The following is an 18,671-nucleotide window of genomic DNA, read 5'->3' as shown; positions in this document are numbered from 1 at the left end:
CGGCCCGCTCGCCAGCCTCCTCGCTCGAGACACCCTGCCCCACGAGGTCCCAGAAATCCTGCCGGTGTTCCCGGCGCCACCCCGGCGGCCGGCCCGGCGACCGCATCGGCTCCCGCCCGAGTTGCGTGGCCATCCAACCCTTCGGACGTCCCATATTCCACCTCCATAATCGAGGTGTTGCGACGACCGGTTGAATCCGCCCTGGGTGCCACGGTCGGAGTGGAAAATGGCGCCGGCCGTGTCGAGGTGGCCGTGGTCGCGCGCCATTTCTAGGGCGCCGATGATCAGGCTGGTGCGCATGTGGCTGGCCATCGACCAGCCCACCACCATCCGGGTGCAGAGGTCGATCACGGTCGCCAGGTAGAGCCATCCGGAGCCAGTGCGCAAGTAGGTGATATCCCCGCAGAACCGGGTTCCCGGGACGGTCGACGTGAAGTCGCGCGTCCCCTCCTGATCGAGCATGTGGTTCTGGATGTGCTCGGTCCGAGCGTCCGGGGCGACAGTCGTGGTGTTCTTCCACGCCCGCATCCGGACGGCGCGGAGGCCGTGGTCGCCCAGGATGGACCCGACCGTGCCGCAGGCGATGTTGACGCCTTCCAGGCCCAGGATCGTGGTGATCTGGTCCCGGCCGGCCCTGCCCTTCTCCCGCGTGTAGACGCGCACGACGTGAGCGTCGAGCTCGTCGTGGCGGACCTGGGTCGGCGTCGGCACGTTCGGGCGCAACCAGCGGTAGAACGAGGCCCGGGAGACCTTCAGCTTCTGGCACATCCAGTCAATGGGAAAGGAGGCCTTCTCCGTCAAGATGAAGACGAAATAGTCGTTCATCGTTGCTTCGCGGCGAAGAAGGCGCTGACTTTTCGGCTCTCCTGATCCATCAAGGTGATCGGCGAATCCGAGCCTTACTCCGCATAGACGGTCGTCATCTCCGCTCTCGGCACGTCCAAGTTCAAGGCCCGGAACCCGACCAGTGCGTTGGCGATGCGGTCATCATGGAGCGCGCGAAACGCCAGGTCCGCGTCATCCATGGCTTTCCGCTGATCCTTCCCCAAGGAGAGGTCGATCGTTCGGTACCCCAGGGACATGTCGAGGCCACTGGACTTGGACTTGGCTAGATAGGCGGTGGCGTCCTTGATCAGATGGAAACGGCTGGCACCTATGAGGGCGGTGGCCTCGGCATCGATGAGTTCTTGGCAGAGAGTTTCCGTCGCGACGCGGATGCGATCGGGGACACGGGTGAGCTTGAGTTCCGCGAGGAGGTCAAGCTGGGCAGACTGGTCTAGAGCCATCGTGTGATGTGTCTTTCTGGGAGGAACTTTGAACGGTTCTCGCTGACCATCGCACGGTGATTTCCTACGTTGTTAATCCAACGATCGAAACCCGGGAACTACGCTACTCAGGGGGACGCAACCAAGCGGTCTGGCACCACGCCATCCTCGCCCTCGTCCGGCGTATGAAGCCGGCGCGACGACGGCGATCAAACCCTCGCGTCATCAAACGCAAGGTCTCGAAGTGGCCCGCCAAGCGCTTCCACCACACGCACTGGCCACAACCCCTCCACGAGCCAGAAATCACCACTCAAACTCTTAACTGAACGATATTGCGGCTTAGTCCTGCTACGCCGCATGGCTGGACACCAAGCTGGCATAGACGACAACGTTGTCTGGATACGTACGAGTGGTTTCGTTGAACTCTCCACCGCAGGTGATCAGTCGCAGTCCCGCATGGTCAGTGTTGCCGTAGACGGTGAACTGCGGAAACTCATCTTTCGAATATTCTTCCACTCCGTCGACCACGAACACGGCCACTGTCGCATCGGCTCGAGTAACCAAAATCTCATCGCCGGGACGCATATCGCCAAGTCGGTAAAACACCGCGCGCCCCTGCACTCTGGAGTCGACGTGACCCAAGATGACGGAGGGTCCGATCGCGCCAGGGGTGGGCGAGCCGGTGTACCAGCCGGCAGGAGAGGCTTCGTCCAACGACGGCGTCTGCACCGTGCCGTCAGGATTCAGTCCCAATTGCATCAGGACGGAGTCCACTTCAATCGCGGGGATGTTGATTTGGGTGGGCTCGGAGGCGGTCAAGGTCGGGCCAACAACCTGGTCAACCCGCGGAGTCGGCGGCGCGGAGAGGGGCTCCCGTGAGGGCGTATCGGAGACNGGTCAACCCGCGGAGTCGGCGGCGCGGAGAGGGGCTCCCGTGAGGGCGTATCGGAGACGGGCTTCTGAGCGGGAGCCGCCACGGCGGCCGAGGCTGGTGGTCGTGGAGGAGGAGGGTTGCCCCACAGGGCGAAACCGGTCGCCGTACAGCCGACGGTGAAGAGCAGAACCGTCGCCGCGGTAGCCAGACGGCTACCGCGGCGACGGTTCCCAGCCGGGTTTATCACCGGCGATCAAACGATCTCAACCTCACGCGGCAAGGCGCCGACGAATCATCACCGCGCCACCTGCCGCGGTCAGGAACACGGCACCGAGGGCGAGAAGGCCAATGTCAGCACCGCTTGAGGTGCCGCCACCGCCGGTTTGCACGCCACCGTCAGGCATGTTCGCTTGCGACGCGCTCAGAGCGCCGCACAGAGCCGGCGACGTTGCTGCCAGGGGCAGACTCGGAACCAAGTCACTTTTTGCGTCCTGTGCCGCTTTCGTCAACGTGGCCGGGTCTAGACCGTGGACCACCACAACAGCCGTTCCTGCCTCTAGCGAGGCCGCGGTGGCGGCATCCAGAGTGAAGGTTCGGTTAAAGTCGTAGTTTGCACCCATCCCGGCAAGCGTTAGATCAGTTCCGGCCGCCGGACTCGTGTCGCCGCTGGTGGACAACGTTGTGCCAATCTCTCCGTAAGACGGCTGACCTTCGGTCGTGCTGATCACACCGTCTCCATTGGTGTCAGCTGCGGTGGTGGGACATTCCCCCTTCGCACCGATGTGGATGTGCTGTACGTGCGGGTACGGCTTACCGTCGAAGGTCTCGGCCAGACCTTTGACGGTCTGGGTGACTGTGGCCTGGTCGCCGGATACCTGGATGGAGAAGGTGCCGCTGCCGTTGCTGCCGTTGATCGAATCGAGCGTCCCCTGGTAGGACGCGTCACCAGTGGCTGCAAGGGCTGGGCCACCAGTCAAGACGGCCACGCCCAGAGCAAACGCGGGCACAAACAACACTGCTGTTTTCTTATTCATCAGAATCCTTCGCTAGGAGGTAGGTGCGAAAACAAACATGGAGAGAAAAACACGAGCATTATTCGGCCAATCCTTTGCGCAAACGACTTTTTTGTCAAGAGCTGCTGGGCGTTCGTGAGTCGACCCGCCTGTCTGCAAGCCCTGCGTGCACAGCAATCGGCGCGGCTTCCCAAAGCCATCAAGACGAAGAACACGACGACGACCATACTCAGCTACCTCACAAAGTCCGAGGTCGACGCGCTCTTGGCCGTGCCCGATCAGAACACGGTGACCGGGCGGCGAGATCACGTGATGATACTGGTCTTTTCGACCGGACTCCGCGTCAGAGAGCTGATCGGGTTGACCCAGCAAGATCTACAGCTCAGCACCCCTGTGCACCTGCTTTGTCACGGCAAAGGCCGCAAGGACCGCATCACGCCGCTCAACAAGGAGACCACGCGCGCCCTCCGAACGCTTCGCGCCGCGAGGCCCGACGCGCTTCCACGCGACCCCATATTCACAGCGCAAGGCAGCTCCAGAGCGCTCGGGCGCGATGCGATCGCGGCTCGACTTCGCCTCTACTGCGCCGCCGCAACCGCCACCAGCCCGAGCCTGAAGAACAAAACGATCACTCCACACACGCTGCGACACACGACAGCGATGAGGATGCTCGAAGCCGGCATCGACATCACCACAATCGCCCTTTGGCTTGGCCACGAATCCACTCAGGCCACCCAGGCCTACCTACACGCCGACCTCGGCATGAAAGAACGCGCCCTGGCATGAATCGCGCCCCTCGGAAGCACCAGCCACAGGTTCGTCCCCACCGGACCGCTGCTTGAATTCCTAGAAGCGCTCTAATCATGCCGACGTATGCGCCCCGGATATTCCTTTGATCAAGACTTTCCAGAAAACATCGGCATAACCCGAACGTCGAGATAATCGATGTAGTGCGTATCCGCTCAGCTCAGCCTCGCTTTGCTGCTGCCGGGCCTTCGGCCACGATCTCGGCCCTGGTGGACGGCGGATGGTGACTGCTGAGGCCGAGGAGGGTTTGAAACGCGGCCATCGGCGTGCGTCGTCGGTTGTATCGAAAGATGAACTCGTCCAGGTAGACCTGCAGATGCTCGGCGCTCACGCCGCGGTGCGTGCCGCGGAGCCAAGACTTGAAGTTCGAGATCGCCCGGTGCGCCCGCGGCAAGACCGGGTCGATATCGCCGTCACGCTTGGCTTTAGCCTGACTGCGCGGGCGGTGCACGTAGCCCTTGCTCGCCAGCTTCGCGTAGCCTTGCCAGCCGTCGGTATGTACGATCGCTCCGGCCGCCACGGTCCGTTCGATGAACCCAGACAACGTCGCCGCGGTCGCGTCGTCGATTAGCTCGATCCGTATGCGACCTGAACCGGTGCCTCTCACCTCTACCGCGATGATCCCGGTGGAGGCCTTCGCGATTGCGCTGCGCCCGCCGCTCCTGCCCTTCTCCACACCGCCGATCTCGAACTCATCAACCTCGACCTCACCGGAGAGCAAGCCCCGGTCAGGGGCGACCATTGCGCGGCGCAGCTTGTGCAGCATCGTCCACGCCGTGTCGTACCGACTCAACGCAAGTTGGCGTTGCAACTGTCTTGCCGACATCCCTGGAGTGCCGGTAGCCATCAAGTACGCCGCCCAGAACCACAACCGCAACGACAACCGGGTCTTGTGCATCACGGTCCCGGCCGTCACCGACACCTGATACCTGCACTCGACGCACTGCCACAGCCGTCGGGTGGCGATCGGATACGCGTCGCGGCCCCCGCAACGCGGGCACGTGAACCCCTCCGGCCATCGACTCTCAAAGAGATAGTCCAGGCACGCCTGCTCATCCACGAACCACTCCTGGAACGCCAGAATCGAACGCGGAAAATCAGGTTTGGGCACACCTCACTCTAGCTGAGCTAAGCGGATACGCACTATCGATGTTATGCAGACGTCTGCATAACATCTAGCTCATCAATTCCGACCTGAAAAGCAGCGCCCTGGCCCACCTGCCCTCGGGCGTGTTCGCGGCCAACGCGGCCTGGCTCGTCCTGGCCGTGATCGCCTTCAACCTCACCCGCGCCACCGCCACAACCGCCGGCACCGGCCTGGCCCGGGCAACGACCGCGACCATCCGCCGAAAACTCATCAACATCCCCCCGAGGATCGCCTCGTCAGCCCGGCGGATCACCCTGCACCTGCCCGAGAACTGGCCCTGGGAAACCGGTTGGACCCGCCTCTTCGACCACGCCTTCGCACCACCCAGCCCCGCGGCAGCTCAGTTCACGCCGACGCGATCATGGACCGCATCGTCCACAACACCATCTGGGTCGAGACCGGCGGCCACAACATGCGAGAGCACACCGCCGGCCAGGTCACGGCATAAAGCCTCGCGCGGTCGGGCGTCGCTGGCCCCCGACCGCGCGACAGCCTGGCACCACCAGGCAATACCCGCGACCCCCGAAGGCAATATTCAACGACCCCCGAACCCGCAAATACTCACGCGGCATCGTTCGGCCGAACTCGAGGCTGAATTGGTACACATGAGTGTCGGTCCAGCCGAAGACGACCTGGAGCACCTGATGCACCCGGTCGAGGGTCAGGTCCGACGGAAGGGTGAGGCGGCGCCAGAGCGGGGGTGTCGCGCCGACCAGATCGACCCGGATGCGAAACTGCGCCGGAGTCGCGGGTGATTCCAGCAACGGCAGCGGGCGCACGGTCTGCGCGCCGCTGCCAAACCCGCCGCCGAACGGGTTCGTCATGGCATCCATGACGAACGCCAGGATGGCGAACCGCTCGGCTCGGGTCTTGTTTCCTGTGCGGGAGCACGAATCAGGGCCAGGCTTCTTGCTCACAGCCTTCTTCTTCGTCATCTCACCGAGTCTAGAAGGCGAAGGGTTCGCGGCAGAGATAATTATCGCTCGGGCCTAATCGAGCTGTAGCGCCAGTCGGAGTGCCTCGTCGATCTCGTCCATCTCGGCCCGGCTGACGTGGCCCACGAGGTTGCCCAGGCGTTCCGGCGCGACCGCAGCGGTCTGTTCGACGAGCACCTGCGTGCGTTCGCTGCCGATCTTGATTGTCGGCCGAAAGCTCTGGGGCCGGGCCGAACGGGAGGTGGGCACAACCAGAACGGTAGAGAGGGAAAGGTCGTCCGATTGAACGATGATGGCGTAGCGGACACCGGCTAGTTCATGGCCAAGGACTCCTCGCGGCGCGGTCAAGCGGTGGATGTCACCACGCACGCAGGTCATCCATCTCTGCAAGGACGGCGCGACTCTCGGCACGGTCGGCGTCGTCCTCCAACAGAGCGGCCGACTCGTATCGCATCTTTTCGCGCCGACGCAGGCGAGCTGCATCGACCAGCGCCTGCCGGATGGCCGTCGACACAGTCGATCCGTCTGCCGTCAGCTCGTCCAAAGCCCGCTGCGCGCGTTCATCCGTTCGGAAATTGATCACCGCCATAACGACATCATAAGACAGTGTGTAAGACGAATCCACTACAAATAAAGACCCCTACCGCACCCGCCGCAACCGGATCGGACCCTTCGCCGTCGAGGGATCGACCACCGTCCCGCCCTGCGTGATCTGCAGTTCACCGCGGGCGACCAAGCGGCGTGCGGCTCGGCGGGCCGGCTCCATGAGGTCGCACCACCCCTCGCCGCCGACCACTTTCGCCGCCTCGGAGGGGCAGATCGTGGCATCCTGCGCCCGCGCACCGAGCAGGGTGGCGATGCTCTCTTCAAGCCGGAGGTCGGTCGCGCTCACTCCGCGCCCGCGGCACGCGGCCGAGCAGTACTTCACCGAATCCCAGTTGTCGGCCCACTTCGCGCGCCACTCGATGCGCCGCCCACAGGAGGCGCAGGTCTTGTCCGCCCGGCCACCGGCGGCGTCCGGGTCGGCGGGTTTGCGTTGACGGTGGGCCATGCCTTCTATCCTGCGGGATTGCGGGGTCGAGCGGGGTCGAGCGCGGTCCGGCGACCGCACGTGACGAATCCGGCGCGCATCCGTCATATTAATGACGGATGCCACAGCCCGCGACCGCCCGGACCGCCCCAACCCGCAGGGCGATAGGCTTCCCGCACATGAACCCGAAGGAAACCCCGTGACGAGCACCGACCCCGCGAGTGCCGAACGACGGCGCGCAGCTGCCGTAGCCAACCGTGGCCGCAACGTCGAGGTGGACGGGCAGCAGTTCACCGTGCACTCCATGGCGAGCGCGTCGCGTGCGCCGGAGTCGGAGCACGAGTCGGAGGCGGAGCCCGAGCCGCCGACCTACCTGCTGGTGCACGGCATTGGGGCGTCGCACCGCTACTACCGGCGGATCCAGCAGCGCCTGGCCCTCACCGGGCACACCCATTCGCTCGACCTTCCCGGATTCGGCGGCACCCGCAAGCCCGGACGACCGCTCGGGATCGAGGAATACGGCGCCCTGCTCGGCCGGCTGATGGATCAACTCGAGGTGCCGCGCGCGGTCGTGGTCGGCCATTCGATGGGCGCCCAATTCGCCACGGAGCTGGCCCGGCAACGCCCGGATGCCGTCCCCCGCCTGGTTCTGATCGGCGCCGTCACCGATCCCCGCCGGGCCACGGCCGTGCAACAGGCGATGGGCCTGACCCGCGATGTGGTCAAGGAGCCGCCGTCGGGCAACCTGATCGTCTTCCGCGATTACCTCGAGTGCGGCCCGCGTTGGTTCTCCACCGAGCTCGTCCCCATGCTCGACTACCGCACCGACCTGGCCCTCGGCGACGTGCGCTCCCCCACCCTCGTGATCCGGGGCGCCAACGATCCCGTCTCGGGCAGCGCCTGGTGTGCGGCGCTGGCCGCCGCCGCGCCGGACGGGCATTTCCGGGAAATCGCGGGCCACCGCCACCTGGTGCACCACAGCGCCGCCGCGCAGACCGCCGCCATCATCGTGGAACACGCCCAGCGGCATCCGTCGGTCACCGGGCCGGCCCCACACACCGCGCAATCCACACACACCCAGCAAGCCCCACGCACACAGCAATCCCCCGGCACCCGGCCCGCCCCATGATTCGCCGTCTGCTGATTCGCCCTCTGCGCGATGCCCGATGGTGGATGCTCGACTACGTCTACGCGGTGAAGAGGCAGACCCGCGCCGCCCTCTCCCGCGCCCAGCCGGCGGACTTCCGCTCCGGGGCCGGCGCGCCAATCGTGATCATCCCCGGGGTGTACGAATCCTGGGCATTCATGCGACCGCTGATCCGGATTCTGCACGACCACGGGTATCCGGTGCACGTGGTGGCGGCGCTGGGCCGCAACCGCCGTTCCCTGGCGGATGCCGCCGCGACCGTCGCCGCCTACCTCGAGCGGGAGAACCTGACCGGCGTCATCATCGTGGCGCACAGCAAGGGCGGCCTGATCGGCAAACAGCTGATGACGACCCACGACCCCGACGGCCGGGTGAGCGGCATGACCGCGATCAGTGTCCCCTTCGCCGGATCCCGCTATGCGCGCTACCTGGTCGTGCCGAGCATCCGTGCTTTCGCCCCCACCAACGCCGCCCTGCACGACCTCGGCCTGGACCACCGGGTCAACGACCGGATCGTGTCCATCTACGGAGAGTTCGACCCGCACATCCCCGAGGGCAGTGAACTCGTCGGTGCCCGCAACATCCGGCTGCGCGTCGGCGGGCACTTCCGCATCCTCGGCGACCCGAGGACCGTGCGGGCTGTGCTCGACGCGGTGACGGATGCCGCGAAGCCGGCGCTCTGACCCCGCGGGGTAGCTCGTCGGGCCGGCCTGGGCGCAACCGATCTCGCTCGGCGAACTCGGCCTAACTGAGGGAGAATGGAATCCTCATGAAGACTCTCCTCAATGTGATCTGGCTCGTGTTCTCGGGCTTCTGGCTGTTCCTCGGCTACATGCTGGCGGCCCTGATCATGTTCGTGCTCATCATCACCATCCCCTGGGGAATCGCGGCGGCGCGGATCGGTTTCTATGCGCTCTGGCCGTTCGGCAAGACCGTGGTCGACACACCGGGCGCGGGCGTCGGGTCGCTCCTCGGCAACGTCGTCTGGGTGGTGCTGGCCGGCTGGTGGATCGCCCTCGGGCACCTGATGTCGGGCATCGCGCTCTGCATCACGATCATCGGTATCCCGTTCGGGATCGCCAACTTCAAGCTGATCCCCGTGGCGCTGATGCCGCTCGGCAAGCAGATCGTCGACATTCCCTAAGCGGTCAATCGACGATCCGCTGGTCAGATGCTGACCGCGGGCTGAGGGGACCCGGCGCGCAGAATCGGCGCCGGAACCGAATTGTTGAGCGAATCCTGAACGATGGCGGCGCCGATCGGGCCGAGCAGCAGAAGCAGCCAGAACGCGCCGGCACGGCTGAATCCGGTGGTCTCCTGGACGCCCACGGCGAACTTCCACAGCCACCAGTAGCTAATGATGGGGAGAATGACCAGCCACGTCGTCGGGATCCTGCTGGGCGCGACGAGGTTGATCTCGTTCTTGGTCTTCGCGAACCAAACCAGTGCGTAGATGCCGAAGGTGACGAAGGGCAGGAGCAGCGGCGCTGCAGGACTACGACGTTTCATGTGATTCTGTTCCCCCTAAGATTGCACTGAGGTACCAGCGTGGCAGCCGTGCCCGCAGGCCCCCGGAAGTTCGCGCCCCCAGTTCGGGCCGGCCGCCGACAGTGACACTCAGCCCACGCGACGGGCTACTCGTACACGTCCCGGCGATGGCCGACGGTGACCACGACCACCACGAGGATGTCGTTGCGAATGGTGTAGATAATCCGATAGTTGCCCACCCGCACCCGATAGCCGTCCCGTCCCTGCAGCGCTCTAGCCCCGGGCGGGCGAGGGTATTCGCCCAGCAGGGCGATGGCGCCTTGTACCCGACCACGGTCCTGCGGATAAATGCGCCGCAAGGCTTTGACCGCTGCCGGGCGCAATTCGATCCGGTACTTGCTCACATCCAGCCGAGATCCGCTTTGACCTGCTCCCAGGGAATGTTGTCGCCCTCGTCGGCCATCGCCGCATCAAACGCCGCGACATCCTCAGCATCCTCAAGCGCTTCTAGCATTCGCGCGTACTGTTCGGGGCTCACGAGCACCGCAGCGACCTTTCCGCGACGCTCCAGGAAGACGGCCTCTGTGCTGGCCTGGGCGATCAACTCGGGTAGGCGCGCCCTGGCGTCGGTGACGCTCGACTTCGACATGCCCCAAATGTACATCAACGTGATCGCGATGTACATGTGCGCACCACTAGTTCGGGTTGTGCTGCCTGACCGACAGTGACCCGTGACCGGGCGCGACGACACATTTCGCGGCGTAGATCGGGACTCCGCCGTGCTCCGCTGTCTGGGTGAGGACGAGGACCGCCGCTGCCGGCTCGATGTTCAGCAGTTTCGCTCGCGTGGGGCCAGCGTCGGTCGCGACGATCTGGCACACGCCGTTCGTGAAGACGTGGCCGTTGGCCTGCATGGATGCAAGGAGCGTGCGTGGTTCGGCGCCGAGCTCCGAGAGTTCGGATGCGATTCGCTCGCTCACATCGGTGAGGTAGCGCCCCGCGGGGAGATGCTCTTGAACGGTGGCAACGGGAACGCCATCCTGCAGCAAGACGCTCTCGCGGATCCAGGCGTTGGCAGCCGGGTCGAGGGAGAGCCGGTGGGACACGAAGTCCGTCACCCCTTCCAATTCGAAGCGCACCGGCTGGACAGTCAACGTCATGTTCGGGTCGGCCAAGGCGATCTCAAATGGCCGCAGCTGCTCCAGGCCGCCGTGCGGGATGGAGTCCGTGACGAATCGCCCCACTCCGCGACGGGTGACCAGTAACCCGTCTTCTTCGAGGAGCATCAGCGCCTCGCGTACGGGTGTGCGGCTGACGCCGAGCATTGCCGAGAGCTCTGTCTCCCTCGGCAGCATTTCGCCCAGCCGGAACACGCCAGAGCGGATTCCATCCGCGAGCCGGGTGTAGACGGCGACTCGAATCGGCTGGCCGACGGTGAGGTGGAGCTGCTGGTGCAAGAACGGGTGCGGTTCCAAACGGGTCGTCACGAGACCTCCTTGTCAACGCCGAACGTACCACATTTGATATGTGACCTGAGAGGTATAACCTCATACTTGAGAGACGAAGGAGTCAACATGAGTTCAACCACAACGAGGGCCGGATCACCGTCAACGACGAAGGTTCTGTATCCCCCCACGCGCAGCACTCCGCACATCGATCCGAAGGGGGTGGACATCGCCGAGACGATCCTCCTTCCGGGGGACCCGCTGAGAGCGAAGTTCATCGCCGAGACATACTTCGACGACATCCGCTGCTTCAACGAGGTTCGCAACATGTTGGGTTTCACGGGCACTTACCGAGGGCGCCCCGTGTCCGTGATGGGCACGGGTATGGGCATCCCATCCATCTCGCTCTACAGCTACGAGCTGATCCACTTCTTCGGGGTCAAGAACCTGATCCGGGTGGGCAGCTGCGGCGCCATGCAGGAGAACATGGAGCTCTACGACGTGGTTATCGCCCAGGGCGCGTCAACCGACTCCAACTACCTGAACCAGTTCAACCTGCCCGGTGCATGGGCGCCGCTGTCGTCGTACCGGCTTCTCGAGCACGCCAAACGGATCGCCGACGAGCGCGGTCAACGCACCCACGTGGGCAATGTGCTCTCGTCCGACCTGTTCTACGGCGCCGATCCCGACGCCATGGGGAAGTGGATGAAGATGGGCATCCTGGCCGCCGAGATGGAGTCGGCAGGGCTGTTCGCCAACGCCGCGGCCGCGGGCGTCGATGCGCTTGGCATCTTCACTGTCAGCGACCACCTCGTCACCAACGCCAGGACCACCCCCGAGGAACGGCAGACCGCCTTCACCGGAATGATCGAGATCGCGCTGGAACTGATCTGATGAGCACCGCGACTCACTCCCCGCGTCCGACCCAGGTCTTCACACCGACCCGGGCCGTCCCCATCCTGCTGTTCCTCTTCGTGTTTTCCCTGGTGCTGGACAATGGCTTCAAGTTCATGTCGCCGGCACTGGCACAGAGTCTCAACCTGCCCGTCAACACCGTCAGCCTGCAAGCCACTCTGACCGGCATCCTGATCGGTATCGGTGCCGTGGTCTACGCCGCGCTGGCCGACTCGATCAGCATCCGGAAACTCATCATTTTCGCGATCCTCGTGATGACGATCGGGTCGATCGTCGGCTTCGTCTTCCAGACCAACTTCTGGCTGATCCTGGTCGGCCGGCTGATCCAGACCGCCGGCCTGGCGGCCGCCGAGACGCTCTACGTGATCTACGTCACCAAGCATTTTAGGGGCGACGAGCAGAAGAAATACCTGGGCTTCAGCACCGCAGCCTTCCAGCTGTCGCTCCTGATCGGCACCGTCGGCAGCGGCTTCATCGCCACCTACATCGGCTGGGCGGCCTTCTTCCTGGTCACCTTGCTTTCCCTGCTGACCATCCCGGTCGTGCTCCGTACGGTTGCCGCTGAGGCAACGAATGAGGGCCACGTGGACGTGTTCGGGCTTTTCCTGATCGCGGTGTTCGCCACCGGCATCATCCTGTTCATGCAGAACTTCAACTTGTTGTACCTGATGCCAGTCGTCGCGGGGCTGATTTTATTCATCTGGCACATCCGAACCCACGACAACGCCGTGATCACCATCGCGTTCTTCGCCAACGCCCAATACTCGCTGATGATCATCGTGGTGTTCGTCATCTACTCGGTCCAGCTGGGCTACACCTTCCTCTTCCCGTTCCTGGTATCCGACATCTACGGCTACAACCTCGGAGAGGTCTCCCTGCTGCTGATCCCCGGCTATATCGCCGCCGTGATAGTCGGCTCGGCCACCGGCAAAATCGCCCGGGTCCTCACATCCAAGCAGGCCATCACCACGGCGTTGATCGTGATCATCGCCTCGATGCTGATCCCGGCTCTGGTGGTGGACAAGTGGATCGGGATCTTCGTGATCTCGATGATCTTGTTCGGGATGGGCTTCGCGTTGATGTACGGCCCCCTCGTGTCGACCGCCATTGGGCGGGTGCCGGTCGAGAACTCCGGTATCGCCATCGGCTTCTACAACCTCACCATCAACATTGCCGTGCCGATCGGCATCGCCTACACCGCGGCCCTGATGAACCTGAAGCCCAACCTGCTCGGGGGCATCGCCGGCACCGATCAGGCGTCTTCTTACGCAACGGTGTTGTTGATTCTCGCGGCGGTCGCCGCCCTCGGCCTGGTGCTCTACCGCGTCTTCGTCGTTGTCCTGGAACGCCAGGGCGAACCCGAAACCGCACCCGCACCCGCACCCGCACCCGCACCCGTCACCAACTAAGGACACACCATGATTTCCGCCCCCACCATCCCCCTCAGCGCGGCCATCGTCGCCCAGCACATCGACCACACCCTCCTGAAGCCCGAGGCCACCGCAGCAGACGTGACCGCGCTCATCGCCGAGGCCGTCGAGCTCGGCACCTACTCGGTCTGTGTCTCCCCGTCGATGCTGCCGCTGCGCATCCCCGCCGGCGCGGACCTCAAGGTTGCGGTTGTCTGCGGGTTCCCCAGCGGCAAGCACCACAGCGCCATCAAGGCCGCCGAGGCCGCCCTTTCCATCGAGCAGGGCGCGGACGAGGTCGACATGGTCATCGACATCGGCGCCGTCAAGGCCGGCCGGTTCTCGGAGGTGCAGGCCGACATCGCGGCCGTGCGCGCGAGCGTTCCCGCACCGAAGGTGCTCAAGGTGATCATCGAATCCGCTGCGCTGACCGATGCCGAGATCGTCGGCGCGTGCCAGGCATCCGTCGCCGCGGGCGCCGACTTCGTGAAGACCTCCACCGGCTTCCACCCCGCCGGCGGCGCGACCGTGCACGCCGTTCGCCTGATGAAGCAGACTGTGGGCGACCGGGCCGAGGTGAAGGCGTCGGGCGGTGTGCACAGCTTCGAAGAGGCCGCGGCACTGATCGAGGCCGGCGCGACCCGTCTGGGTGTCTCCGGTAGCGCCGCGCTGCTCTCCGGCGCCACCCACGCCGAAAGCGCCGGGGGCTACTGACTGCCGGCCGGGCTCGCACCTTCCATCGTGTGCGAGCCTGGCCCGCGAGCTCCTACCGGCTGACCGAAACGTCGATCAGCACCTTCCCGACCACTCCGCTCTCGACCAGCGCATGGGCATCCGCCGTGTGCGCGAGGTCGGTGCGGTGCAGGGGCAGCCCCGACTCCTCCCCCACAGCAAGTGCGCCGTCGACGAGGGCCGCGTTGATGTCCTCGGCCGCCGCCCGAATCACGTCGGCACCCACCGTGTAGAGCAGCACGAACTGATAGCGCACGTTAAGGCTGAAGTGCTGGCGCACGTCGAGCGTCACCTGGTCGCCGCCGTTGTTGGCGTAGACCGCGATCGAACCACGATTACGGATGACGGCCAGGTCCAGCCACGAATTCTGGGCTGGCGCGACCTCCACGATCAGGTCCACCCCCTCCGGTGCGATCGCCCGGATCTGTTCGACGACGTCCGGGTCGGTGTAGGTGAGCACGTGTTGTGCACCTGCCGCCGTGGCGAGCGCCGCTTTCGCCGGCCCGCTCACGGTCGTGACAACGGATGCCCCCGCCCACCGGGCCAGCTGGATCGCCGCGTGCCCGACCGCACCCGCTCCGCCGGCCACGAGCACCACCTTGCCGGCCAGTGCGCCCGGGTGCAGCCGCCGCGGTCCGTCTTCGGCCACCGTCAGCGCGCGGTACGCGGTGATGGCCGGAACGCCGAGGCTCGCGCCCTGGTCAAAGCTCGCATTCGCCGGCAGCACGAAGACGCGCTCCGCGGGAAGCACCGCGTGCTCCTGGGCCGAGCCGCTGTTCGCGCGCTGGTAGGCGGCGAGCGCCAGCCACACCCGGTCGCCCACCGAGACGTGCTGCACGCCGGAGCCGACCGCCTCCACGATGCCAGCGCCATCCTGGCCGGGCACGACGTCGTCAAACGCGAGCGCCTGGCCCGGTGCCGAGCCGCGGCGCGACTTCCAGTCGGTGGGGTTCACGCCGCTGACCACGGTCCGCACCCGCACCTCGTCAGCTCCGGGTTCGGTCACCGGCCGATCAACGAGCTGGAGCACGGACGGGTCACCGGTCTGGCTGTACACAATGGACTTCATGTCAGGGGTAACACGAACAGCACCGCGATGTTTCCCAATCGGACGACTTCGCCTGGGAAATGGGCACCTACGCCACTGGCGCCTTAGTCGCAAAGTACTCATAGAGGCTCGACTCGATTGGGCTCGCCAGGCCAAGCGTCATGGAGACCACATCGTCCCCACTCTCGCCGGACATTTTCGTCTGGCGAGCATCCTGAGATTTGGCTGTGCCGAGATAGAAGAAGTCAGTTCCCTCTGCATCGTCTTTCTTCGCGAATACGTGAAGCGGGAGGCGATTCTCCACAATCGCCTTCACCTCGCCACTCGCGAGTGTTCGCCTGCTCCGCGTGTACCAGGTCAGGGTTGACGGGTTGAGGAACTCATCTTCATACTTCGTGCTCTCAGACACGTCTGACCCCTTGTGATAGGTCACAAAAATCGGGCAACTGTTCGAGAAGTAGTCGACTTTGTATCCGTAGATGGTGCTTTGCTGATTCGACTGCCAATTGAGCAAACGGCAGACGTCTTTGCGAGAGTAGCGTTGACCGATTTCAAGCTGCCCGCTCCACCTGTATCGGTGGCGCGCAAGATACAGTCCCGCGTCTACGACATCGCGAACGTGTATCTGGAAGAGCGCCCCTGCACCCCATGCCTCCGCGAATTTCTCGCTGAGGTAGTAGGCCCCATCGTGAAGAGAGACGATCGGGACGGCACCGAACTTCGTGGCTTCTGCTTCGGTGAAGAAAGTCAGGCTCAGTACGGCCAAGACGGAATTGAGAGTCGCCTGGTCGCTGGCCAGCCCGTTCCCGCCAAGCGCAGTTTGAAAGTGCTCAACCGTCACTCCGCCAGGATGCGACAGCAGCTTTTCGAGAAGAAGCAGCTCATGGGGCCGCTTTCCGTTGAGTAGCTCTCCGGAGAGGAACGTCAGAACCGCATCTTCGAAGGCGCCGGCCGATACATCCGTCGCACCGACCTTATTCAGGAATCTCCAATAGTTCTTCTGCTTAGTTGCAATGACCATCGGGTCGACGGTGTCGAAGCGGGCGAAGTCCATGAGTAGCGGCGATCGACCGAGGCGGTTCTTGAGGTCGACGAATGATTTTTTGAGGTTTGACATGCTGTCAAGAGTTGTAGTCGCCAGGGAAGCAAAAATCTTCTCTCTCGAAATCGCGTCAAAGTTCACGCTTGAGAGTCCAGCTATCGCTCCAGCTTCTTGCGCATCGATGATCTTCTTACGAATCGAATCCTTGTTTAGGGTGCTGTCACCGAAGAGCGCGATAGGGATCAGGTAGTTGTTGTCGTAGTTGCCAATGAAGTCGATCACCACGAGGTGGTCTTTGCCGGCGGCCTTGCGCAGTCCTCGCCCCAGCTGCTGAGTGAAAACGATGCTCGATAGCGTCTGTCGGAGCATGACCACCTGGTTGACAGACGGGATGTCGATACCCTCGTTGAAAATATCGACAGTCACGATGTAGTCGAGTTCACCCCGCTCCAGCATCTGCACAGCCAGCTCGCGCTCCTCGACCGAGTGTTTCCCGCTCAAAGCGCGAGTTCTTAGTTGCCGTCCATGGACAGCCCGATTGTTAAGAATTCCCGAGAGCTCAGCCGCTTCGGCATTCTTGCTGCAGAAGATCAACCCTTTGACCGGAACACCGGCGTGGCCATATTTTTCGATGGTCGACACGAGATGATCCACGCGTTCAGAAGCGACCAACCGGCTGAGGTCCGAGACCTGATCGATGACTTCGCCGGTCGACTTAATGTAGTCCGTGACGCCGTAGTAGTGGAACGGCGCCAACATGTCGGCCTCGAGCGCCTTCTGCAAACGAATCTCGTAAGGCACGTTGAAGTCGAACAACTCAAAGACGTTGAACTCATCCGTGCGCTCCGGAGTTGCTGTCATCCCGAGAAGGAATGCCGGCTCAAGGTGATCGATGAGCGTGCGGTAGCTCGCGGCGCCAGCTCGGTGGACTTCGTCGATAAGAACGTAGTCAAAGGCGTCAGGCTCAATCGCTCGAAGATTCTCTGGCCGAGAAAGCGACTGAATCGATGCGAACACATAGCGACGATCGAGCTCCTTCTTCGAACCAACAAACTTGCCGAAGTCGCTGTCCGGGGCACTGAGAACGCGCTTGAACTCATCAATCGCCCGGTCGAGAATCTGCTCTCGATGCACGACGAACAACATTCGTTCGGGCGCGTATGCCCGCACGTCGAGCGCGGAGAGGATTGTCTTTCCTGTCCCTGTCGCCGAAATTACAACGGCACGGCTCTCCCCGGCATCCCGCAACGTCTGAATCTCGGCGAGTGCTTCTACTTGCATTGAGTTTGGGAAGATCCTTCCCATTGGCAGCTCATCGCCGGGCAACTCGACCGATGTAGATCCCTGAAAGGCCTGGGGCTGTGGAGCCCACGTCAGTGCATATTCGTCAATCCATTTCCGCGTCAAGTTGGTCGACGCATCCATGTGTGCCTGCACGGCGCGCTTCAACTGCTGCACAATATCCCCATCAGGCAGGGCCGAAAAGCGCAGATTCCATTCCTGGTTCCTCAGCATCGCCGAGGCGGTCAAATTGGAGCTGCCAACGATCGCTGTGGTACTCGACTCCTGCTCGAATATGTACCCTTTTGCGTGGAACCCAGCAGCGGAGTCTGGATACACGTAGACATCTACGCCATCGAGGTTGAGGAGCTCACGGAACGCGGCAGGCGAGTTGAATCCGAGATAGGTCGATGTGATGATCGTGCCCATTCCTCGGTAGTCAAGGAGTGCCTGTTTGAGCAGGGCAATCGCGCTTGGCGTGATGAATGCGACCGAGAATACGAAGTTGCGCGATCGCTTGAGCTCGTCGAGGATCGCTTTCAGCATCGTCTGGCCGTTGGAATTAGATACAAGAGTGGGGTGGAAGACCTGGTCAGCCTTGACGTGTGAATTTAGGAATCCAAAAACGTTGTCGAGCGTTAGTTGACTGCGAATTTCACTCAAGCCAAGAAGTCCTTCATCACGCGCGCGACTGCGGGGATGTCGGCGGGGGCCCAATCAAGCTGATCCAGCTCGGCAGCTTGCACCCAACGAATCTCCGAGTGCTCCGTCAGGCGAGGTTCCTTGCCGATCAGCGAGCAGTAGTAGGTGGTGAGGATGACGATGCCAAAGTCGTACTCGTGCTCGGTGGTTTCGATATGTTTGCCAATTTCGGCAGAGCAGAGCAACTCTTCGTCGAGTTCGCGGAGCAATGCTTGCTGCGGTGACTCGTTTGACTCAATCTTGCCCCCGGGGAATTCCCACATGCCGGGCAGCGACATTGTCGAGCTCCGCTGTGCCGCGAGGATTGTCTCCCCTCTGGTGAGGACCGCGCCGACGACTTCGATTCTTTTCTTCAAGTGCCTACTCCGTTACTTGGCCGTCGATCCGTGTG

23 protein-coding genes and 1 pseudogene are annotated in these 18,671 nt (G+C 63.4%); 8 read left to right on the top strand and 16 right to left on the bottom strand.

Going from position 1 to position 18,671, the window contains the following annotated elements; translation table 11 throughout:
• From E3T42_RS15930 to E3T42_RS15910, 4 genes are all read right to left on the bottom strand, one after another.
• Positions 1–825: DDE-type integrase/transposase/recombinase (locus tag E3T42_RS15930; protein ID WP_166805350.1), on the bottom strand; the 825-nt coding region annotated here is incomplete at its 3' end.
• Between the two features lie 74 nt (positions 826–899).
• Positions 900–1,286, bottom strand: a complete 387-nt coding sequence (locus E3T42_RS16920) for a hypothetical protein (protein ID WP_174776160.1) — start codon at positions 1,284–1,286, stop codon at positions 900–902.
• A 327-nt stretch (positions 1,287–1,613) separates the two neighbouring features.
• Positions 1,614–2,084 (bottom strand): class F sortase, encoded by a 471-nt coding sequence (locus tag E3T42_RS15915; protein WP_134403369.1) that lies wholly within the window; start codon positions 2,082–2,084, stop codon positions 1,614–1,616.
• A gap of 324 nt (positions 2,085–2,408) precedes the next feature.
• Entirely contained in the window at positions 2,409–3,173 is a 765-nt protein-coding gene (locus E3T42_RS15910; protein ID WP_134366210.1) for a hypothetical protein, read from the bottom strand.
• A 114-nt stretch (positions 3,174–3,287) separates the two neighbouring features.
• Here E3T42_RS15910 and E3T42_RS16850 point away from each other — a divergent pair, with 114 nt between their 5' ends.
• Positions 3,288–3,938, top strand: coding sequence for a tyrosine-type recombinase/integrase (locus E3T42_RS16850; protein WP_166789067.1), 651 nt, complete (start codon positions 3,288–3,290; stop codon positions 3,936–3,938).
• 181 nt (positions 3,939–4,119) lie between these two features.
• Here E3T42_RS16850 and E3T42_RS15900 read toward each other — a convergent pair whose 3' ends face one another.
• The gene (locus E3T42_RS15900) at positions 4,120–5,070 is read right to left on the bottom strand and encodes an IS1595 family transposase (protein ID WP_134403368.1); all 951 of its coding nucleotides are present in this window, start codon (positions 5,068–5,070) and stop codon (positions 4,120–4,122) included.
• A gap of 71 nt (positions 5,071–5,141) precedes the next feature.
• Between E3T42_RS15900 and E3T42_RS15895 the strand changes: the two are divergent.
• Positions 5,142–5,432, top strand: a pseudogene (locus E3T42_RS15895) (transposase); the annotation flags it as partial.
• Between the two features lie 111 nt (positions 5,433–5,543).
• On the opposite strand, the gene E3T42_RS15890 reads toward E3T42_RS15895, so the two are convergent.
• From E3T42_RS15890 to E3T42_RS15875, 4 genes are read right to left on the bottom strand one after another with little or no spacing between them, the layout of a single operon-like run.
• Positions 5,544–6,041 carry a plasmid pRiA4b ORF-3 family protein gene (locus E3T42_RS15890; protein WP_241976253.1) on the bottom strand — a complete coding sequence of 166 codons (498 nt, stop codon included), beginning with the start codon at positions 6,039–6,041 and terminating at the stop codon, positions 5,544–5,546.
• A gap of 54 nt (positions 6,042–6,095) precedes the next feature.
• Positions 6,096–6,419, bottom strand: a complete 324-nt coding sequence (locus E3T42_RS15885; RefSeq protein WP_241976251.1) for a type II toxin-antitoxin system PemK/MazF family toxin — start codon at positions 6,417–6,419, stop codon at positions 6,096–6,098.
• Positions 6,400–6,630 carry a hypothetical protein gene (locus tag E3T42_RS15880; RefSeq protein ID WP_134365502.1) on the bottom strand — a complete coding sequence of 77 codons (231 nt, stop codon included), beginning with the start codon at positions 6,628–6,630 and terminating at the stop codon, positions 6,400–6,402. Before E3T42_RS15880 ends, E3T42_RS15885 begins: the two co-directional genes overlap by 20 nt.
• A 51-nt stretch (positions 6,631–6,681) precedes the next feature.
• Positions 6,682–7,092, bottom strand: coding sequence for a DUF2256 and DUF3253 domain-containing protein (locus tag E3T42_RS15875; RefSeq protein WP_134365503.1), 411 nt, complete (start codon positions 7,090–7,092; stop codon positions 6,682–6,684).
• Between the two features lie 178 nt (positions 7,093–7,270).
• Between E3T42_RS15875 and E3T42_RS15870 the strand changes: the two genes are divergently transcribed.
• From E3T42_RS15870 to E3T42_RS15860, 3 genes are all read left to right on the top strand, one after another.
• Positions 7,271–8,200, top strand: a complete 930-nt coding sequence (locus E3T42_RS15870; RefSeq protein ID WP_160141100.1) for an alpha/beta fold hydrolase — start codon at positions 7,271–7,273, stop codon at positions 8,198–8,200.
• The gene (locus E3T42_RS15865; protein WP_174235706.1) at positions 8,197–8,901 is read left to right on the top strand and encodes a triacylglycerol lipase; all 705 of its coding nucleotides are present in this window, start codon (positions 8,197–8,199) and stop codon (positions 8,899–8,901) included. The genes E3T42_RS15870 and E3T42_RS15865 overlap by 4 nt, the downstream gene beginning before the upstream one ends.
• 86 nt (positions 8,902–8,987) lie before the next feature.
• Complete coding sequence (locus E3T42_RS15860) at positions 8,988–9,362, top strand: YccF domain-containing protein (RefSeq protein WP_134403366.1); 375 nt, start codon at positions 8,988–8,990, stop codon at positions 9,360–9,362.
• A gap of 23 nt (positions 9,363–9,385) precedes the next feature.
• Here the strand turns inward: E3T42_RS15860 and E3T42_RS15855 are convergent, their stop codons facing one another.
• The 4 genes from E3T42_RS15855 to E3T42_RS15840 form a co-directional block, all read right to left on the bottom strand.
• Complete coding sequence (locus E3T42_RS15855) at positions 9,386–9,727, bottom strand: DUF4234 domain-containing protein (protein ID WP_134365506.1); 342 nt, start codon at positions 9,725–9,727, stop codon at positions 9,386–9,388.
• A 125-nt stretch (positions 9,728–9,852) separates the two neighbouring features.
• The gene (locus E3T42_RS15850; protein WP_134403365.1) at positions 9,853–10,110 is read right to left on the bottom strand and encodes a type II toxin-antitoxin system RelE/ParE family toxin; all 258 of its coding nucleotides are present in this window, start codon (positions 10,108–10,110) and stop codon (positions 9,853–9,855) included.
• Entirely contained in the window at positions 10,107–10,391 is a 285-nt protein-coding gene (locus E3T42_RS15845) for a type II toxin-antitoxin system Phd/YefM family antitoxin (protein WP_241976249.1), read from the bottom strand. Before E3T42_RS15845 ends, E3T42_RS15850 begins: the two co-directional genes overlap by 4 nt.
• Before the next feature lie 10 nt (positions 10,392–10,401).
• Complete coding sequence (locus tag E3T42_RS15840; RefSeq protein WP_134403364.1) at positions 10,402–11,193, bottom strand: GntR family transcriptional regulator; 792 nt, start codon at positions 11,191–11,193, stop codon at positions 10,402–10,404.
• Positions 11,194–11,280: 87 nt separating this feature from the next.
• Here E3T42_RS15840 and deoD point away from each other — a divergent pair, with 87 nt between their 5' ends.
• The 3 genes from deoD to deoC are packed head-to-tail and all read left to right on the top strand — an operon-like array spanning position 11,281 to position 14,189.
• Entirely contained in the window at positions 11,281–12,045 is a 765-nt protein-coding gene (deoD, locus tag E3T42_RS15835; RefSeq protein WP_134403363.1) for a purine-nucleoside phosphorylase, read from the top strand.
• The gene (locus E3T42_RS15830; RefSeq protein ID WP_134403362.1) at positions 12,045–13,475 is read left to right on the top strand and encodes an MFS transporter; all 1,431 of its coding nucleotides are present in this window, start codon (positions 12,045–12,047) and stop codon (positions 13,473–13,475) included. Before deoD ends, E3T42_RS15830 begins: the two co-directional genes overlap by 1 nt.
• A 9-nt stretch (positions 13,476–13,484) precedes the next feature.
• Complete coding sequence (deoC, locus tag E3T42_RS15825; protein WP_134403361.1) at positions 13,485–14,189, top strand: deoxyribose-phosphate aldolase; 705 nt, start codon at positions 13,485–13,487, stop codon at positions 14,187–14,189.
• A gap of 52 nt (positions 14,190–14,241) precedes the next feature.
• Here the strand turns inward: deoC and E3T42_RS15820 are convergent, their stop codons facing one another.
• The 3 genes from E3T42_RS15820 to E3T42_RS15810 form a co-directional block, all read right to left on the bottom strand.
• The gene (locus E3T42_RS15820) at positions 14,242–15,276 is read right to left on the bottom strand and encodes an NADPH:quinone reductase (RefSeq protein ID WP_134403360.1); all 1,035 of its coding nucleotides are present in this window, start codon (positions 15,274–15,276) and stop codon (positions 14,242–14,244) included.
• Between the two features lie 67 nt (positions 15,277–15,343).
• On the bottom strand, positions 15,344–18,241 hold the full coding sequence (locus E3T42_RS15815; RefSeq protein WP_134403359.1) for a DUF3427 domain-containing protein: 2,898 nt from the start codon (positions 18,239–18,241) through the stop codon (positions 15,344–15,346).
• Positions 18,238–18,636 (bottom strand): (deoxy)nucleoside triphosphate pyrophosphohydrolase, encoded by a 399-nt coding sequence (locus tag E3T42_RS15810; RefSeq protein ID WP_134403358.1) that lies wholly within the window; start codon positions 18,634–18,636, stop codon positions 18,238–18,240. The genes E3T42_RS15815 and E3T42_RS15810 overlap by 4 nt, the downstream gene beginning before the upstream one ends.
• Between the last annotated feature and the right edge of the window lie 35 nt (positions 18,637–18,671).

Source organism: Cryobacterium sp. TMT4-10, from assembly GCF_004403275.1.
GTDB classification, from domain to species: domain Bacteria; phylum Actinomycetota; class Actinomycetes; order Actinomycetales; family Microbacteriaceae; genus Cryobacterium; species Cryobacterium shii.
Note: the sequence above shows the minus strand (reverse complement) of the source record. Positions and strands in the feature narration are given on the sequence as shown.

Excerpts from the sequence above, each read along its gene's own strand:
- E3T42_RS16920 (WP_174776160.1), bottom strand. The coding sequence starts at position 1,286 with ATGGCTCTAGACCAGTCTGCCCAGCTTGACCTCCTCGCGGAACTCAAG.
- E3T42_RS15910 (WP_134366210.1), bottom strand. The coding sequence starts at position 3,173 with ATGAATAAGAAAACAGCAGTGTTGTTTGTGCCCGCGTTTGCTCTGGGC.
- E3T42_RS15890 (WP_241976253.1), bottom strand. The coding sequence starts at position 6,041 with ATGACGAAGAAGAAGGCTGTGAGCAAGAAGCCTGGCCCTGATTCGTGC.
- E3T42_RS15885 (WP_241976251.1), bottom strand. The coding sequence starts at position 6,419 with ATGACCTGCGTGCGTGGTGACATCCACCGCTTGACCGCGCCGCGAGGA.
- E3T42_RS15880 (WP_134365502.1), bottom strand. The coding sequence starts at position 6,630 with ATGGCGGTGATCAATTTCCGAACGGATGAACGCGCGCAGCGGGCTTTG.
- E3T42_RS15875 (WP_134365503.1), bottom strand. The coding sequence starts at position 7,092 with ATGGCCCACCGTCAACGCAAACCCGCCGACCCGGACGCCGCCGGTGGC.
- E3T42_RS15865 (WP_174235706.1), top strand. The coding sequence starts at position 8,197 with ATGATTCGCCGTCTGCTGATTCGCCCTCTGCGCGATGCCCGATGGTGG.
- E3T42_RS15860 (WP_134403366.1), top strand. The coding sequence starts at position 8,988 with ATGAAGACTCTCCTCAATGTGATCTGGCTCGTGTTCTCGGGCTTCTGG.
- E3T42_RS15855 (WP_134365506.1), bottom strand. The coding sequence starts at position 9,727 with ATGAAACGTCGTAGTCCTGCAGCGCCGCTGCTCCTGCCCTTCGTCACC.
- E3T42_RS15845 (WP_241976249.1), bottom strand. The coding sequence starts at position 10,391 with ATGTACATCGCGATCACGTTGATGTACATTTGGGGCATGTCGAAGTCG.
- deoD (WP_134403363.1), top strand. The coding sequence starts at position 11,281 with ATGAGTTCAACCACAACGAGGGCCGGATCACCGTCAACGACGAAGGTT.
- E3T42_RS15830 (WP_134403362.1), top strand. The coding sequence starts at position 12,045 with ATGAGCACCGCGACTCACTCCCCGCGTCCGACCCAGGTCTTCACACCG.
- deoC (WP_134403361.1), top strand. The coding sequence starts at position 13,485 with ATGATTTCCGCCCCCACCATCCCCCTCAGCGCGGCCATCGTCGCCCAG.
- E3T42_RS15820 (WP_134403360.1), bottom strand. The coding sequence starts at position 15,276 with ATGAAGTCCATTGTGTACAGCCAGACCGGTGACCCGTCCGTGCTCCAG.